The following is a 16,555-nucleotide window of genomic DNA, read 5'->3' on the forward strand; positions in this document are numbered from 1 at the left end:
AACGTGCTGCGGGCGTACGCCGATGGCCACTTTACTCGATGGAAAACGGATCTGGGCAGAAAAGAATCTGAACCAGATGTAATCTGACAGACACCTGTATAAATAATCGGTAACTGTCAGATCAGGTCTGAGCTAGTACAGTTTATCTGCAATGAGATACGCTGCTTTGGCGTTTTCAAACGCATTTTCACTTTTTGACAGACGGGCCTTCAGCGCATTGGCGCGGGTAACCACATTGGCCACATCGTGCAATGCCAGCGTCAGCGTGTTGTTGTACGTCGCTACGGACTCTTCGTAATTGGCTTCGGCGGAGGTTAATTGCCCGGATAAACGGCCACCGGTGAAAATAGGCAGATACAGCGCAGGTCCAATGCTTCCGGCATCGTTGCCCGAGCGCGTCAGATTATTCAAGCCGAACTACTGATAACCAATAAAACCGACAATGCTGACATCGGGGTAGTAGGCGGTTTTAGCGACGTGAATGCGTTTTGCCGCGGCTTCAACGCGCCAACGCGCGGCGCTGATGTCCGGACGGTGACCCAGTATGTTGATGCCGGTGTTAGCAGGCAAATTGAAGGACTCATCCAAATGGATCGCCGGACGCTGAATAGAAAGTCCCCGGTCAGGCCAGCCGCCCAACAGTGCGGCAATGGCATTTTTCTGTAGCTGAATGGCCTCATCGGAGGCAATCAATTCGGCCTCAGCGCTCGCTTTCAGCGCCTACACCTGTTTGACCACGCCGTCAGTTTCTAGCCCATTGAGATTGCGCTCTGTCATCAACTCAAAGGTTTTGCTACGGATTTCCAACGCATTCTGCGTCGTGTCACGGTTGAGGTACAAACGTGCCAGCTCAGCATAGGACTGCACCAAAGCGGCTTGGAGCAGTAATTTTGCCGAATGCATTTCCGCACCGGCCGCCGCATAATCTGACGTTGCAGCGGCGACTTCAGCACGATTTTTGACCCAAAAATCGAGATTAAAACTCAGATTAGCAGTCGCAGAGCCGTGGTCATTCCAGTCGTGCGGTGGCATATAAGCATGATAGGCATAGCTCACCTTACTCTTTGACGCAGACGCTGACGCGCCAACTTGCACAGAACTAATCGCGCCAATTTGCTCGGCGATCCCAGCAGCGTTCTTTAATCGAGAATCGGCTATTTTTAAGGTTGGCGCAGAAGCCAGCGCCGTTTCCGTCAGGCTGTCGAACTGCCTGTCGTGGTAGCGTAGCCACCACTGCGCGTCTGGCCAGCGGCCCTCTTTTGCGGTGGTCAGCGACTGTGAAGAGGCCAACTCATCGGCACGTTTTATGTGGCTCAGTGTGTTGTCTGGAGCGGTTGAACAGCCCGCCAGGATGAGCACTGTGGCAAGCATTGAAAACCGCAAATCAGGAGGTAACAGGCTGCGATTTATTAACTTATTGATTTTCAAGATACACCCTTTCAATACCGCACAGTACGGCATTGTTATATATTGACATAAAACGATATTCAAGAGAAGCCTGCCCATTGGACGGAAAGAGAAGAGAAGCGTATGCGAGTTAAAAGTGAAACCAAGCGTCAAGCCATTCTGGATATCGCGACGCGCGCATTTATAGAGCAGGGATTCAACAACACGTCGATGTCGGAGATCGCCAGTCGCGTCGGGGGCTCCAAATCAACGCTCTATAACTATTTCAGTTCCAAAGAAGAGATCTTCTCTGCTGTCATGGCATCGTCAGCCAAAACCAACATCGCGGAAGCGTTCGAATCAGTAGACCCAAAGAAAGATATCGAAACGACGCTTAATCAATTTGGCCGCAATTACCTCTCCTCAGTGCTGAGCAGTGGCCTGATGGCAATCTTGCGCATGGCGATTATCGAATCGGAACGTAGCGATATTGGCCGCTTGTTTTATGCCGAAGGGCCACAAAAGGGCTGGAAGCGGTTAAGCCATTACCTGAGTAAAAAAAGCGACGAAGGCATTCTGCGTCACTCAGACAGTTGGGTATGCGCGATGCATTTGAAAGGGCTGATTGAAGCGGAGTTGTTTCTTGTCGCGGCATTGGGCGTCGACACCGCGCCTGACGCCAAACGCATTGAAGACGCGGTTTCTCGGGCCACCACAGTATTTCTGCTCGCTTATCGGGCTGAAACGTCGAAGCAGTAAACCGTAGAGTGCCGCCAATAAAAAAGAAGCTCAGGATTGAGCTTCTTTTAAGGCATTGAACAGGTCGTCAGGCAGCGACCTTAGCGCATCGTCACAAACTCTTCCGATGCTGTCGGATGAATCGCCACGGTATTGTCGAAGTCGCGTTTGGTCGCGCCCATTTTCACCGCTACGGCAAAGCCTTGCAGCATTTCATCCATGCCAAAGCCGATACCATGTATGCCCACGATTTTCTCTTCCGGCCCAACACACACTAGCTTCATGCTGCACGGTTGACGGTGCTGGGTTACTGCGGTGTACATCGCGGTGAAAGAAGAGGTGTAGACCTTAACCTGCTCATCACCGAATTTTTCCCGCGCTTGCGGTTCAGTCAACCCGACAGTGCCAATCGGCGGATGGCTGAACACCACGGTCGGAATATTAGTGTAATCCAGATGCTCTTCCGGCTTGTTGTTAAACAGCCGTTCTGAGAGGCGACGTCCCGCCTCAACAGCCACTGGCGTCAGTTCGACAGCACCTGTGTTGTCACCCACCGCATAAACACCCGGCACGTTGGTGTTCTGGTATTTATCTACCTTGATAAAACCGCGCTCGTCTTTGATAACGCCCGCCGCTTCAATATTCAGGTTATCGGTTGCCGGTTCACGGCCAATCGCCCAAATCATGCAATCCACGGTATAGGATTCACCGTTGGTAAGATGCAGGGTCAGGCTGCCATCAGCGTTTTTCTCAACCGCCTGAGGCGTAGATTCGGTATGTAGCATCGGCCCTTCTGCCTTCATCACTTCCACCAGCGTGCTGAAGATCAGCGGATCGAAGCTGCGCAACGGCGCGTGCTTGCGCACAAACAGATGGGTTTCGGAACAGAGCGCGTTCACAACGCCGGCGATCTCAACGGCGATATAGCCTGCACCGACAATCGCCGTGCGCTTTGGCAAGCCGTCAAGCGCAAAAAAACCGTCGGAATCGATACTGTACTCAGCACCGGGAATCGAAGGACACGTTGGTCGGCCGCCCGTCGCGATAACAATATGGTTGGCAGTAATGGTTTCACCATTCACTTCAACGGTGTGCGCATCGACAAAACGCGCAAAACCGTGGATAACGTCTACCTTGTTTTTGCCCAGCACATTGTTGTAGGACTGATGAATGCGATCGATGTAGGCACTGCGGTTCTTCACCAGGACATCCCAGTTGAAGGCGTTAACGGTGATATCAAAACCATAGTCCGGCCCATACTGGTGGATCGCTTCGGCAATCTGCGCCGCGTGCCACATGACCTTTTTCGGTACGCAGCCGACATTAACGCAGGTGCCGCCCAGATACTTTGCTTCAATCAACGCACATTTTTGCCCATACATTGCCGCACGGTTAATGGACGCAATACCGCCACTGCCGCCACCGATAGCGAGATAGTCATAATGCTTTGTCATGAGAAGATCCATGGTTAAGTGAAGAGAATAAAACGCAGTGTAACCCTTGAACTAGGTCTGCGGCAAAACCGTTAACGTCGGTTTTGCCAATGGGTGCAACAGGCAAAACCTGTCAGGTTATTCCGGCACCACCTGCTCAATCAAAGTATGCCCAGTGCCATTAGGCGCAAGAACACCGTGCAGCCACTGCAGCAGCGCCTGCATTTGCGCTTGCAGCTTCCATGGCGGGTTGATCACGATCATGCCTGAAGCCGTCATGCCATAGCGATCGCTGTCCGGCAGAACCGCCAATTCAATTTGCAGAATATTACGGATACCGGTAGCTTCCAGGTCTTTGAGCATGCGCTTGATTTGCTGACGTAATACTACAGGATACCACAGCGCGTAGACGCCGGTGGCAAAACGTTTGTAACCTTCCTGAATCCCTTTGACCACCGCCTGATAATCTGTTTTCAACTCATAGGGGGGATCTATCAGGATAAATCCACGGCGAGAGGCGGGCGGCAACTGAGATTTCAACTGCTGATAGCCGTCTTCACGCACCACTTTCGCCCGCGCATCACGTTGAAACTCACCGCGCAGCAACGGGAAGTCGCTAGGGTGCAACTCCGTCAGGTGAATACTGTCCTGCTCGCGCAGTAGTTGGCGCGCAATCAGCGGCGAGCCGGGGTAGAAACGTAGCGTGCCATTACTGTTGTAGGCTTTAACCGCATTCAGGTAAGGGGTGAGCGCTTCAGGAATATCGTCCCGTTGCCATAGTTTGGTAATCCCTTCCAGATACTCCACGGTGCGTTCCGCATGTTCACCGCTGAGCTGATAACGCCCGGCACCTGCATGGGTATCCAGATACAGAAACGGTTTCTCTTTTTCTTTGAGCGCAGTAATGATCATGCTCTGAACAGTGTGCTTCAGTACGTCGGCATGGTTGCCGGCATGGAACCTGTGGCAATAACTCAACATAGCGGTTTTTGTTCCGGTGAAATAAGCGGTGCGCCCGAAGGCAAGATCATGTCCCGCACAGTATAAACGTTCTGCCGCAGAAAATATCACCGTAAAACCATAACGCAATCCTCTTGCTATCCCCCTTGCTGAAAGGGCCGATCAATCATTATATTATTAAATATATAACGTTAGTGAGTGGAGAACATCATGGCAAACCCCTTTGGCGACGGCGTTATGGACGGGCTTAAGGCCCAGACGCCACAACCCTTGAGCGAAATTCAGCACCACGGTCTAGAATATCGACGCGGTTATCTCTGTGGATATGCGTATAACCTGGCGGAGGCGGTGGGCGATCGACAAAAAGCCGCGTTTGAGGCAGGTCTGCTCTCACTGCGCCACGGGCTGGAGCGTGACCGTATCGCTGAGTTTTTTTAGTGAATACTGCAATCCACAAACAGTGGTCTATTTTTATGCCGGTTATGATACGCCGGGAGGGAATGAGGCAGTACGTATGGCACGTTAAACACAATACCGCTCTCTTCACACTGCACGCTACATAGCAGTGAAACATCTGCGCAGTACCCCATGCTGACGTGTGCAATACGCGCTGTTTTTACATGCTCAGGGAATTTTCCCCCGTTCATTGATTTTTGCCCTTTCTGGCCTCATGTTAGTCAATAATTCGCTTTTTTTTGCCAGCGCTGCCGCTCGCGCGACTGCCCTTATCGCTGGCTGACACATAACGATAGGACCGTGATATGACGAATCCATTATTGACCCCGTTTACCCTGCCTCCCTTTTCCACCATCACTGTCGATGACATCGTCCCCGCCGTTCAGTCTACGCTGGCAGACTGTCGCAGTGCGGTTGAGCGCGTGGTCGCGCAGGGTGCACCGTTCACCTGGGAAAATCTGTGTCAACCGCTGGCAGAGAGCGCCGATCATCTGGGCCGTATGTTCTCAACGATCGGCCATCTTAATGCCGTGAAAAATAGCCCTGAGCTGCGTGCTGCCTATGAGCAATGTTTGCCGATACTCTCTGAATACAGCACCTGGGTTGGACAACACACCGGGTTGTATCAGGCGTATCGCGACCTGAAAGAAGGATCCCACTACGCTACATTGAGCGTCGCGGAGAAAAAAGAGGTGGATAATGCGCTGCGTGACTTCGAACTGTCCGGTATCGGTTTGCCGCCGGAAAAACAGAAACGCTATGGAGAAATTGCCGCGCGTCTGTCTGAACTGTGCGCGCAGTACAGCAACAACGTGCTCGACGCCACCATGGGTTGGAATAAACACGTCACTGACGTTGCGCAGCTTGAAGGGATGCCGGAAAGCGCACTGGCCGCCGCCGCCGCACAAGCCGAGGCTAAAGGACTGGAAGGTTGGCTGCTGACGCTGGATATCCCCAGCTATCTGCCTGTCATGACCTACTGTGCCAATCAGGCGCTGCGTGAAGAGATGTATCGTGCCTACGCAACCCGCGCCTCCGATCAGGGGCCGAATGCGGGCAAATGGGATAACAGCGACGTGATGGCCGAGGAGCTGGCACTGCGCCATGAACTGGCGCAACTGTTAGGCTTTGACAGCTTCGCTGATAAGTCCCTTGCCACCAAAATGGCAGAAAATCCACAACAAGTGCTGGATTTCCTCAACGATCTGGCAACGCGTGCCCGCCCACAAGGGGAAGCGGAACTGGCACAACTGCGCGCCTTCGCCAAAGCGCATTATGACGCTGGCGAACTGCAGCCGTGGGACATCACTTACTACAGCGAATTGCAAAAACAACACCTCTACACCATCAGTGATGAGCAACTGCGCCCTTATTTCCCAGAACAACGCGTGGTTGAAGGGCTGTTTGAAGTGGTGAAGCGCATTTACGGCATCACAGCCAAAGGGCGCCACGACGTAGACGTATGGCACCCCGAAGTACGTTTCTTTGACCTGTTTGATGAAAACGGCGAACTACGCGGCAGCTTCTATCTCGATCTCTATGCGCGCGAACACAAGCGTGGCGGTGCCTGGATGGATGACTGTGCGGGACGCCTGCGCAAAAGCAACGGTGAACTGCAAAAACCGGTGGCCTATCTGGTATGTAATTTCAACCGCCCTGTCAACGGTAAACCCGCGCTGTTCACCCACGATGAAGTCACCACGTTGTTCCATGAATTTGGTCACGGCCTGCATCATATGCTGACGCAGATCGATACCGCAGGGGTAGCTGGCATTAGCGGTGTGCCATGGGATGCCGTCGAACTGCCGAGCCAGTTTATGGAAAACTGGTGTTGGGAGCCGGAAGCGTTGGCGTTTATCTCCGGTCACTACGAAATCGGAGAACCGCTGCCACAAGCCATGCTGGACAAGATGCTGGCAGCCAAAAAATATCAGGCGGCGTTGTTTATCCTGCGCCAGCTTGAGTTCGGCCTGTTCGATTTCCGTCTGCATGCGGAATACGATCCGGCAAAAGGGGCTCAAATTCTGCCGACACTGGCCGATGTCAAAGCCAAGGTCGCCGTCGTGCCAAGCACAAGCTGGAATCGCTTCCCGCACGCCTTCAGCCACATCTTCGCAGGCGGCTATGCCGCAGGCTACTACAGCTACCTGTGGGCGGATGTTCTGGCTGCGGACGCCTACTCGCGCTTTGAAGAAGAAGGCATTTTCAACCGCACCACCGGCCAGTCTTTCCTGGATAATATCCTGTCGCGCGGCGGTTCCGAAGCGCCGATGGATCTGTTCAAGCGCTTCCGTGGCCGTGAGCCGCAACTTGATGCCATGCTGCACCATTATGGTATTAAAGGGTGAATATCAGCCTGCTGATCGAAGAGGGTGCCGATAGAGGCGCCCTTGATGCATTAGCGACACGTTGGGGATTGCAGGACGATCCCAGCGCGACGCTGGCGCTGGTGCTGACACCAGAACGTCTAGAGTTGCGCAAGCAGGATGAAGAGAAGCTCGGCGCTATTTATGTCGATTTCGTCTCTGGTGCAATGGCCCACCGCCGTCGCTTTGGCGGCGGGCGCGGCGAAGCAGTTGCTAAAGCGGTCGGTATCAAAAAGAATTATCTGCCGGACGTCGTAGATGCCACCGCCGGATTAGGCCGTGATGCCTTTGTACTGGCATCGTTAGGCTGTCGTGTACGTATGCTGGAACGTAACCCGGTAGTTACTGCGCTACTCGATGATGGTTTACGACGTGGTTATGAAGATGCCGAGATAGGCGCATGGCTGCGCGAAAGATTGACACTGATTCACGCCTCAAGCCACACAGCACTGAGCGATATTACGCAGCCACCGGATGTGGTCTATCTCGATCCCATGTTTCCTCATCGGCAAAAAAGTGCGCTGGTAAAGAAAGAGATGCGGGTGTTTCAATCGCTGGTGGGCGCGGACGACGATGCGGATGCCCTACTGGCTCCCGCGCGAGCGTTGGCGAAAAAGCGCGTGGTGGTAAAACGTCCCGACTACGCCCCACCGCTGGCGGGCATTGCCACTCAATCTATGCTGACCACCAAAAGCCACCACTTTGATTTTTATTTGCCACTGTAGTTCGCAGTACTCATTTTTGCCTCCCATACATTTAAGCGCTCACACGTGAGCGCTTAAACTGCTCCTTATGATGAAATATGGTTAACGACGGCCAATCGTTTTGACATTTCATCCGACCTTGCACTGATTGTGGGCTATCAATACCGCAAAGCACCCAGCAAGGAAGATTGCCTGTTCAATTTTGCTTTTTCCGATACCGAAACTGACGGATGAGGCTGTCACGTGATTGCACGCGATCACGCTAAACGCCGTAAGAACGCCCAAGGTGCCAGAGTGTAAGTACTATTTTCTGTTAGACGTGGACGATGCGAGCCGTATCGTTGCTTAACTGGAGGGCATCGGCAATCCGTCACGCCGTAGGAATGGCCAACGTTGATGTCGACGCCTTTACCCCTGCCTTCGAGAACCAACAAATGCAGCGCGCCGCACAATTGGTAGGGTAACCCATGGCCCGTTGATACCTGACAGGCCATTCTATGGACTTACGCCGATAACGCCTCAACCCGCTCGATGGCACCACGCAGGCTTTCCGCATTCAGCGACACAGGCAGCGCGTGGATCGATTCGAACGGGGCCAGCGTGTGTGCAATGACTTTCTCCACATCGGCGTGATTATGGATATCCACGTCCAGCGCCTTCAGGCTGGTGGGCAGGTTGAAACGCGCAAACGCCGCAATCAGTTGCTCGGTCACGTCGCGCTGTCCCAGCAGTTCGCTCTGCACCAGAATGCCATAAGCCACTTTGGTGCCGTGCAGGAAACGCTCGGTTTGCGGTAAGGTGGTGAGCCCGTTATGCACCGCATGCGCCGCTGCCACGCGGGTGTAGCGTTCACCCAAGCAGCCAACCATACCACCGCCAGCGATAATCGCATCGACCACATCAAGGAAAGCCTGCGTCAGTTCGCAACGTCGTTGATCGGCCAGCGCCTGTTCGCTGCTGTTGAGGGTCGTGTATTCAATGAGTTGATGTAGCATCAAACGTAGTACTCGCGTTCGATGTAAGTACCGATGATCCTATCGTGCATTTCGGATGATTTTGAATATCCGAGCGTCTTGCGATTGAGCCATTGCAATCGGTTACGCAGTGTCAGATGTGCACTCTCAATACGCTGTGTATACAGCTTGCTAACAATGTGTTTTACTTTTGGAAGTTCGTCGTTGTAAGCCCTGTAGCCATCCGTGTTTGCATGACTGACGACGGTAACGCTGATGGCCACTTTTGCCATAACCGTGTTTTTTCACAGGGGATGCCTGTTCACAAAACGGGCATCTTACATCAACTTTAGCCACTGTATTCCACATCCAAAACCGGACATTTCACAATGCAATCAACATATTGAATACATGACCGTTATGTGGTAGATTCGTCTGCAAAGATGCTCATTTACACGAATTTATACGGCTGAGCATATTATCGTTCATTCAAACCCATTTCTCTGATGTGATAATGCAAAAAAACAATCGTATTTCATTCTGTGAGCAAGCAGGTTAAGGTTAAATCATGATCACCACTGACGGTAACAGCGCAGTCGCTTCTGTAGCTTGGCGAGCAAACGACGTCATCGCCATCTACCCGATTACCCCAAGTTCTTCCATGGCCGAACAGGCTGCCGCATGGTCGAGCGATGAGCGTAAGAACGTGTGGGGAGACACGCCCCGGGTGATCGAAATGCAGTCGGAAGGCGGCGCGATTGCTACCGTGCACGGGGCGTTGCAGACGGGGGCGCTGGCGACATCGTTTACCTCATCGCAGGGCTTGCTGTTGATGATCCCGACGCTCTACAAGCTGGCCGGACAGTTAACCCCTTTCGTGTTGCACGTTGCCGCCCGCACCGTCGCTACTCATGCGCTCTCCATTTTCTGCGATCACTCCGACGTGATGGCGGTGCGCCAGACGGGCTGCGCCATGCTGTGTGCCAACACCGTGCAAGAAGCACAAGATTTCGCCTTGATTGCACAAATCGCCACGCTTAACAGCCGCGTCCCCTTTATCCATTTCTTCGACGGTTTCCGCACTTCACATGAAATCAATAAAGTGGAACCGCTCAGTGATGAAGTATTGCTGAAACTGCTGCCCCAGGATGCAATTGCCGCACACCGTGAGCGAGCGCTTACACCTGAACGTCCGGTGATCCGTGGCACCGCCTCCAATCCGGATACTTTCTTCCAGGCACGCGAAGCCACCAATCCGTGGTACAACAACACCTACTCTCACGTTGAGCGGGCGATGGATGCCTTTGCCGAGGTTACCGGACGTCGCTATCAACCGTTTGAATATTACGGGCACCCAGAAGCGACGCGCGTGATTGTGCTGATGGGCTCGGGCGTAGGGACGCGCGAAGAAGTGGTGGATGTCCTGCTCACCCATGGTGAAAAAGTGGGTGTGCTTAACGTGCGTCTGTATCGTCCGTTCTCAGCGCAGCATCTGCTCGCCGCTCTTCCGCAAACCGCGCAGAGCATCGCTGTGCTCGATCGCACTAAAGAACCCGGATCCCTGGCAGAACCGCTTTATCTGGATGTAATGACCGCACTGGCAGAAGCCTTTTCCCGTGGGGAGCGGGCAACATTACCGCGTACCATTGGTGGCCGTTACGGTCTGTCTTCCAAAGAGTTCACGCCACAGTGTGTACAGGCTATTTTTAATGAGTTAGCGCTTGCTAACCCAAGACCGCGTTTCACTGTAGGGATTTATGATGATGTAACCCACCTTTCACTGCCGTTGCCGGAGCAACACTTCCCCTCCAACGCCGGACTGGAAGCTCTGTTCTACGGACTCGGCAGCGATGGCACTGTCTCCGCCACCAAAAATGCCATCAAGATTGTCGGTTCCGGTACCCCAATGTTTGTACAGGGCTATTTCGTCTACGACTCCAAAAAAGCGGGCAGCCTGACGGTATCGCACATGCGCGTTGGCACGCACCCGATCAATTCGGCCTATCTGATCGATCAAGCCGATTTCGTCGCGTGCCATCAGTGGCAGTTCATTGAAAAGTACGCCATGGTGGAACGCTTGAAACCCGGCGGTATCTTCCTGATAAACACCCCCTACAGCGCCGACGACCTGTGGCACCGCTTGCCACAAGAGGTGCAGGCAGGCCTGAATCAACGTCAGGCAAGGGTCTATTGCATCAACGCAGCCAAAATAGCCCGTGAATGTCAGTTGGGTGCGCGTATCAACACCGTGATGCAAATGGCATTCTTCCATCTCTCGCAGATTTTGCCTGGTGATGCGGCCGTAGAGAAACTGCGTAGCGCTATCGAAAAGAGCTATGGTAGTAAGGGTGAAGAGCTGGTCGCCCGCAACTGGAAAGCGCTGGAAGCCACACTGGCGGCGCTGGAATCCGTTGCGCTGGCAGCGGTTAATCCTGAAAGTCCGCAACGTCCACCTGTGGTATCCAACGCCGCGCCGGACTTCGTTAAAACGGTAACGGCAACCATGCTGGCAGGACTCGGTGATACCTTACCCGTTTCCGCCTTACCACCCGATGGGACTTGGCCTACCGGCACCACACAGTGGGAAAAACGTAACATTGCAGAGGCCATTCCGCTTTGGAAACCAGAGCTGTGTACGCAGTGTAACCACTGCGTCGCCGCCTGCCCGCACTCGGCTATCCGTGCCAAAGTAGTGCCTGCTGAGGCCATGAGCGACGCGCCTGATTCGCTGCAATCGCTGGATGTCAAAGCGCGTGATATGCGTGGTCAAAAGTATGTATTGCAAGTCGCCCCTGAAGATTGCACGGGATGTAACCTGTGCATCGAGGTGTGCCCAGCGAAAGACCGTCAAAACCCTGAGATCAAAGCCATCAACATGGAATCCCGCCTAGATAATCTGAGCGTGGAAAAAACCCACTTTGATTTCTTCCTGCAATTGCCGGAAATCGACAAGAGCAAGTTGGAACGTATCGATATCCGCACGTCACAGTTGATTACGCCGCTGTTCGAGTACTCGGGTGCCTGTTCCGGTTGTGGCGAAACGCCATATATCAAACTGTTAACGCAGCTCTATGGCGATCGTTTGCTGGTCGCCAACGCCACCGGCTGCTCATCTATTTACGGCGGCAATTTGCCCACCACGCCGTGGACCACCGATGCCAACGGACGTGGTCCTGCCTGGGCCAACTCGCTGTTTGAGGATAACGCCGAATTTGGTTTAGGTTTCCGTATCAGCGTGGATCAACATCGCCAGCGCGCCTTGCGTCAGCTCTTGCAGTTAGCACCGCAGCTCCCCGCCGATCTGGTGAGCGCCTTGCAGGAAGAGAACATTGCGCCAGATCTGCGCCGCCAGCAAATTGCACAATTGCGTGAACAGCTAGCCAGCCTCAATGATTCAATGGCACGTGAACTTAGCCGCGATGCCGACCATCTGGTAGACAAATCCGTCTGGCTGATTGGCGGTGATGGCTGGGCCTATGATATTGGCTACGGCGGTCTGGACCATGTGATGAGCCTGACAGAAAACGTCAACGTGCTGGTGCTGGATACCCAGTGCTATTCCAACACGGGCGGTCAGCAATCCAAGGCGACACCGCTGGGTGCGGTCACCAAATTTGGTGAAAAAGGTAAACGTAAGGCGCGTAAAGATCTGGGCATCAATGTGATGATGTACGGCCACGTTTATGTCGCACAGATTTCACTGGGCGCACAGCTTAACCAAACGGTGAAAGCAATTCAGGAAGCGGAAGCCTGGCCAGGTCCATCCTTAATCATCGCCTACAGCCCCTGCGAAGAACACGGCTACGATCTGGCGTTCAGTCACGATCAGATGCGTCAACTGACGGCCACAGGATTCTGGCCACTCTATCGCTTCGATCCGCGTCGTGTGGAAGAAGGCAAACCGGCGTTGGTCACCGATTCCCGTCCGCCCTCCAGCAGCCTGAGTGAGACACTGTTGAAAGAGCAACGCTTCCGTCGGCTGAATACGCAAATGCCAGAAAAGACCACGCGGTTGTATGAAGAAGCGGAACAGGATCTGCGTCGTCGTTTTGACTTCCTGACGATGATGGCAGGTAAAGCAGAGAAGATCACTCAAGAATAAAGCCGACATATCCGACGAGATCCTCAGTGCAATCCGAGGATCTCGTAAGGAAAATGCGCGCTAGCGAAAGATCTGGCTGACGGCTTCGGCCACTGTCTCTACCTGATGCTCCTGCAACTGGCTGATACTGAGCCGAATAAACTCTCCGCTTTTTACCCCCCGCTCCCACGCCAACCCTCACGGCAATGCCACGCACGGCCAAGGTTACCAGTGCATGGCGCTCCGAAGGTACTGGCAACCAGATACAAAGCGCATCGCTTTCTGGTACATGAATGCCCCGTCGAGCCAGCGCATCCACTAACGCCTGACGTCGCCGGTGGTAGACCTGTTTGGCATGTGCAATATCGTGCTGTGCCTGTGCATCGTTCAATAAATAAGCCAACGCCCCTTGCAGTATCCGGCTACTCCATTCGACGCCAAAATGGCGGAAGGATTGGAGCTGGTCCATTCGGGTTTTACTGCCCGATATCACGGCCAAACGTAAATCCGGTCCATAGGCCTTGGAGTAAGAGCAAACATGAATTGTACGTTCAGGATGGTAGCGTCCCAAACTGATCGCAGGACAGGTTGATAATTCACCTATGCCATCATCTTCCAGAATCAGCACATTTTCATGCTCGGCCAGTACAGCGGCCATGTCGCCCAGCCGCTCAGTGCTTACGACGCACCCCGTGTGTGAATGTGTCCTGGGTTGGAAAATAAACGCGACTGGCTTTTGTTGCAGCGCCTGTTTCAGTTCCTCAATGTCAGGTCCGTTGACATCATAGCCCATCTTGATGGCGTTCATTCCCAGCAGATCGAGCAAGTCGAGTAAACGCGCGGTGGTAGGGCTTTCGATAGCCACCGTCGAGCCGGGAAAGATAAATGCCTGCAACGCCAGATACAGCCCATCAAACCCGCCACTTGAGGTAATGAAAGCCTCAGCCGGATAAGGCCAGCGTTTGCGAACCGCAGCCTCCAATTCAGGGACAATGGCAGTTCGTTGATAACTGTTTAACGTGGGCTGCGACAGGGCATGTTGCAATGCTGCCGCCAGATTAGGTAATAACGCGGGGTCCGGTGAAGAGAGTTCCATATTAATCTGGATGGTGTCACTAAAGTTACCGACCCTCTCAAAACGTTCAGGACGGGGCGAGACTCGCTGACCACAGACCCATACCCCTGTCCTTCCACGCCCGGTCACCACGTTCTGTCGCTTTAATTGGGACCATGCCGCCGAAATCGTCGCCGGGCTCACCCGCAATATTTCAGCCAGTTCCTGAACCGACGGCAACTGGCTTCCAATCGCGATGTGCTCTTCACGAATCAATGTAGCGATATCCATCGCAATACCCCGAATCGAGGGATCGGTAAGCATTCCGGCAAGCCAAACGGGATCAATTTTTGCTGTCATATCAAAAATTTTTGTTCAGTAACAAAAATATGATTGTACACATACAGATGAGCCACTAGTGTCAAAAAAAGCCACGTTACGTACAAAAATTGTACAATTGTAAGCAGGGAAATAATGAGCATGATGTGGATTAGTTAGCCTTCACCGGGGAAATAGCGTGACGATAACAATTAGATTGGCGGTGCGCGATTGGGACTATTTTACTCCACTTGCTTTGGGCGACATCAAACAAAAACACTTTACATTGATGATCGACCGCGTGGAGGCGTTGCCCCAAAATTTGGCCAACAGCCCGCATTACGATGCGGGTGGAATATCTTTCAGCCACTACGCGCGGAACAGCGCTAGTAGCGATGAAAGTTTGCTGGCACTCCCGCATTTCTTGATGCGGGGGTTTCGCCAGCGTTGCATTTTGACCACCGAAGACAGCCCATTGAATGCGTTATCGCAGCTCGCGGGCAAACGTATCGGTGTAACTGGCTGGCATCACTCCGGCAGTGCCTGGACGCGTGCCATGCTGCGAAGTGAAGGCATAGAGACGAAAGATGCCCATTGGTATGCCGGCCGCTTAACAGATGCACACCCGATCATGGACACGCTGGGGAATTTTGGTCAACCGTGAAACATTGACCCTGCCCCCGGCGAGCAGCCGCTGATATCGTTGCTGAAAAACGTCGAACTGGATGCAATATGCCCCCCTTTTATGCCGGATGGGTATTTCAGTGAGACCTCAGGGCTACGTCAATTGCTGCGAGATTTTCGGCAGGCAGAATTGGATTACTTCCGGGCCGTGGGTTACATCCCGGGTATTCATGTTCTCGGCATCAAACCCGAGATAGCCCAAGCGCACCCTTGGCTGCCGCAAGCGTTAAGTGAAGTGATCGATCAATCCTACGCCCTGTGGATGAAAAAACGCATCAAATATACCGACACCACGCCGTGGCTACTGGACGATCTGTGAAAAATTGCGCGGGATTTACCCGCCAACTGGAATGAAAATGGCTTTGAGGTGAATAAAGTGATGATCGCTGATTTCGCCCGAGAACTGTATGAGCAAAAGATCACCGAGAAATGCTTAACCCCGGAAGCGTTGTTCCCCTATCCATGTCAGTAGCGGCATCGCACATTAATGACGTGATGGATAACAGAGGTTGCTATGAAAGTTGCGTTGGGGCAATTCGCGGTAGACAAAGAGTGGCAGAACAATGCGATCACTACGGTCTCACTCATGGAGCAAGCCGAGCAGGCCGGTGCTGAACTTCTGGTACTGCCTGAAGGCATTCTGGCACGCGATATTACCAATCCCAAGTTGGTACTGACCGCAGCACAACCTCTTGATGGCCCGTTTATGACGCAGGTGCTTGCCGCCAGCCAAGGCAACGGCATGAACACCATGATGAGCGTCCACGTTCCTAACGGCAGCGATAAAGTCTGGAACACGCTGGTTGTCGTTCGCAACGGCGAAATCATCGAGCAGTATCGCAAATTTCATCTGTACGATGCATTCGCCATGAAAGAATCTGATAACGTGATGCTTGGAGATGATGTCCCTGCGCTGGTCAACGTTGCCGGATTGAACGTGGGATTGATGACTTGCTATGACATCCACTTTCCCGAGCTCGCCCGTCGTCTGGTACTGGATGGCGCCGATCTGCTGGTGCTGCCCGCAGCCTGGGTTAAAGGGCCGCTGAAAGAGACACACTGGGAACTTCTGGTCCGCGCCCGCGCTTTGGAAAACACCACCTATGTGGTGGCGGTTGGCGAGTGCGGTGTGAGAAACATCGGTAACAGCATGGTGGTCGACCCGCTAGGCGAGTAGTACAGGCACCCGAAACACCGACGTTGGTCTATGCTGATATCGACCCTAAAGTGTATTAGTCGCGACTAGATCTGACACTGGACCTTGAAAGGTTGAGAGTTACAGGTTTTGATATGGGTGTCTAATCCTTAAACAAAACGCGAGGTAACTATCATGCTTCATACTAACAATCCCATTATCAAACACAAAGCCGGCCTGCTCAATCTCGCCGAAGAACTCGGTAACGTATCAAAAGCCTGCAAGAT

Annotated in this window: 13 protein-coding genes and 4 pseudogenes; 9 read left to right on the forward strand and 8 right to left on the reverse strand. The window is 53.2% G+C overall.

Going from position 1 to position 16,555, the window contains the following annotated elements; all coding sequences use genetic code 11:
- Positions 1-132 precede the first annotated feature (132 nt).
- Genes QZ506_RS00105 through QZ506_RS00115 form a run of 3 tightly spaced genes read right to left on the reverse strand, consistent with a single transcriptional unit; the run spans position 133 to position 1,560 of the window.
- Positions 133-411 carry a TolC family protein gene (locus QZ506_RS00105; protein WP_291968260.1) on the reverse strand — a complete coding sequence of 93 codons (279 nt, stop codon included), beginning with the start codon at positions 409-411 and terminating at the stop codon, positions 133-135.
- A 6-nt stretch (positions 412-417) separates the two neighbouring features.
- Complete coding sequence (locus QZ506_RS00110; protein WP_291968261.1) at positions 418-693, reverse strand: hypothetical protein; 276 nt, start codon at positions 691-693, stop codon at positions 418-420.
- A gap of 27 nt (positions 694-720) precedes the next feature.
- The gene (locus QZ506_RS00115) at positions 721-1,560 is read right to left on the reverse strand and encodes a TolC family protein (protein ID WP_291968262.1); all 840 of its coding nucleotides are present in this window, start codon (positions 1,558-1,560) and stop codon (positions 721-723) included.
- Between QZ506_RS00115 and QZ506_RS00120 the strand changes: the two genes are divergently transcribed.
- A complete protein-coding gene (locus QZ506_RS00120; RefSeq protein WP_291968263.1) occupies positions 1,531-2,145 on the forward strand; it encodes a TetR/AcrR family transcriptional regulator in 615 nt (204 codons plus the stop codon). The genes QZ506_RS00115 and QZ506_RS00120 overlap by 30 nt on opposite strands.
- Positions 2,146-2,225: 80 nt before the next feature.
- Here the strand turns inward: QZ506_RS00120 and gorA are convergent, their stop codons facing one another.
- Together gorA and QZ506_RS00130 are read right to left on the reverse strand one after the other, a co-directional pair.
- Positions 2,226-3,578, reverse strand: a complete 1,353-nt coding sequence (gene gorA / locus QZ506_RS00125) for a glutathione-disulfide reductase (RefSeq protein ID WP_291968264.1) — start codon at positions 3,576-3,578, stop codon at positions 2,226-2,228.
- Between the two features lie 117 nt (positions 3,579-3,695).
- A complete protein-coding gene (locus QZ506_RS00130) occupies positions 3,696-4,538 on the reverse strand; it encodes a 23S rRNA (adenine(2030)-N(6))-methyltransferase RlmJ (protein ID WP_291968265.1) in 843 nt (280 codons plus the stop codon).
- A 189-nt stretch (positions 4,539-4,727) separates the two neighbouring features.
- Here QZ506_RS00130 and QZ506_RS00135 point away from each other — a divergent pair, with 189 nt between their 5' ends.
- The 4 genes from QZ506_RS00135 (at position 4,728) to QZ506_RS00150 (ending at position 8,507) form a co-directional block, all read left to right on the forward strand.
- Positions 4,728-4,955 carry a DUF2623 family protein gene (locus QZ506_RS00135; protein WP_291968266.1) on the forward strand — a complete coding sequence of 76 codons (228 nt, stop codon included), beginning with the start codon at positions 4,728-4,730 and terminating at the stop codon, positions 4,953-4,955.
- Between the two features lie 323 nt (positions 4,956-5,278).
- The gene (prlC, locus tag QZ506_RS00140) at positions 5,279-7,321 is read left to right on the forward strand and encodes an oligopeptidase A (protein ID WP_291968267.1); all 2,043 of its coding nucleotides are present in this window, start codon (positions 5,279-5,281) and stop codon (positions 7,319-7,321) included.
- On the forward strand, positions 7,318-8,064 hold the full coding sequence (gene rsmJ / locus QZ506_RS00145; RefSeq protein ID WP_291968268.1) for a 16S rRNA (guanine(1516)-N(2))-methyltransferase RsmJ: 747 nt from the start codon (positions 7,318-7,320) through the stop codon (positions 8,062-8,064). The genes prlC and rsmJ overlap by 4 nt, the downstream gene beginning before the upstream one ends.
- Before the next feature lie 305 nt (positions 8,065-8,369).
- Positions 8,370-8,507 (forward strand): hypothetical protein, encoded by a 138-nt coding sequence (locus tag QZ506_RS00150; protein ID WP_291968269.1) that lies wholly within the window; start codon positions 8,370-8,372, stop codon positions 8,505-8,507.
- 39 nt (positions 8,508-8,546) lie between these two features.
- On the opposite strand, the pseudogene QZ506_RS00155 reads toward QZ506_RS00150, so the two are convergent.
- Positions 8,547-9,002 (reverse strand): annotated as a pseudogene (locus QZ506_RS00155) (iron-containing alcohol dehydrogenase); the annotation flags it as partial.
- A 35-nt stretch (positions 9,003-9,037) separates the two neighbouring features.
- Positions 9,038-9,305, reverse strand: a pseudogene (locus QZ506_RS00160) (IS1 family transposase).
- On the opposite strand from QZ506_RS00160, the gene QZ506_RS00165 reads away from it, so the two are divergent.
- Both QZ506_RS00165 and nifJ read left to right on the forward strand, forming a co-directional pair.
- Entirely contained in the window at positions 9,273-9,425 is a 153-nt protein-coding gene (locus tag QZ506_RS00165; protein ID WP_291968270.1) for a hypothetical protein, read from the forward strand. The pseudogene QZ506_RS00160 and the gene QZ506_RS00165 overlap by 33 nt on opposite strands.
- 139 nt (positions 9,426-9,564) lie before the next feature.
- The gene (gene nifJ / locus QZ506_RS00170) at positions 9,565-13,098 is read left to right on the forward strand and encodes a pyruvate:ferredoxin (flavodoxin) oxidoreductase (RefSeq protein ID WP_291968271.1); all 3,534 of its coding nucleotides are present in this window, start codon (positions 9,565-9,567) and stop codon (positions 13,096-13,098) included.
- Here nifJ and QZ506_RS00175 read toward each other — a convergent pair.
- A complete protein-coding gene (locus tag QZ506_RS00175; protein ID WP_367272943.1) occupies positions 13,085-14,491 on the reverse strand; it encodes an aminotransferase class I/II-fold pyridoxal phosphate-dependent enzyme in 1,407 nt (468 codons plus the stop codon). The two genes, nifJ and QZ506_RS00175, sit on opposite strands and share 14 nt — an antisense overlap.
- Positions 14,492-14,648: 157 nt before the next feature.
- Between QZ506_RS00175 and QZ506_RS00180 the strand changes: the two are divergent.
- A pseudogene (locus QZ506_RS00180) lies at positions 14,649-15,605 on the forward strand (nitrate ABC transporter substrate-binding protein).
- Between the two features lie 42 nt (positions 15,606-15,647).
- Positions 15,648-16,369 (forward strand): annotated as a pseudogene (locus QZ506_RS00185) (deaminated glutathione amidase).
- Positions 16,370-16,555 lie beyond the last annotated feature (186 nt).

It is taken from the genome of Candidatus Symbiopectobacterium sp., from assembly GCF_020054415.1.
In the GTDB taxonomy this organism is placed as follows: Bacteria; Pseudomonadota; Gammaproteobacteria; order Enterobacterales; family Enterobacteriaceae; genus Symbiopectobacterium.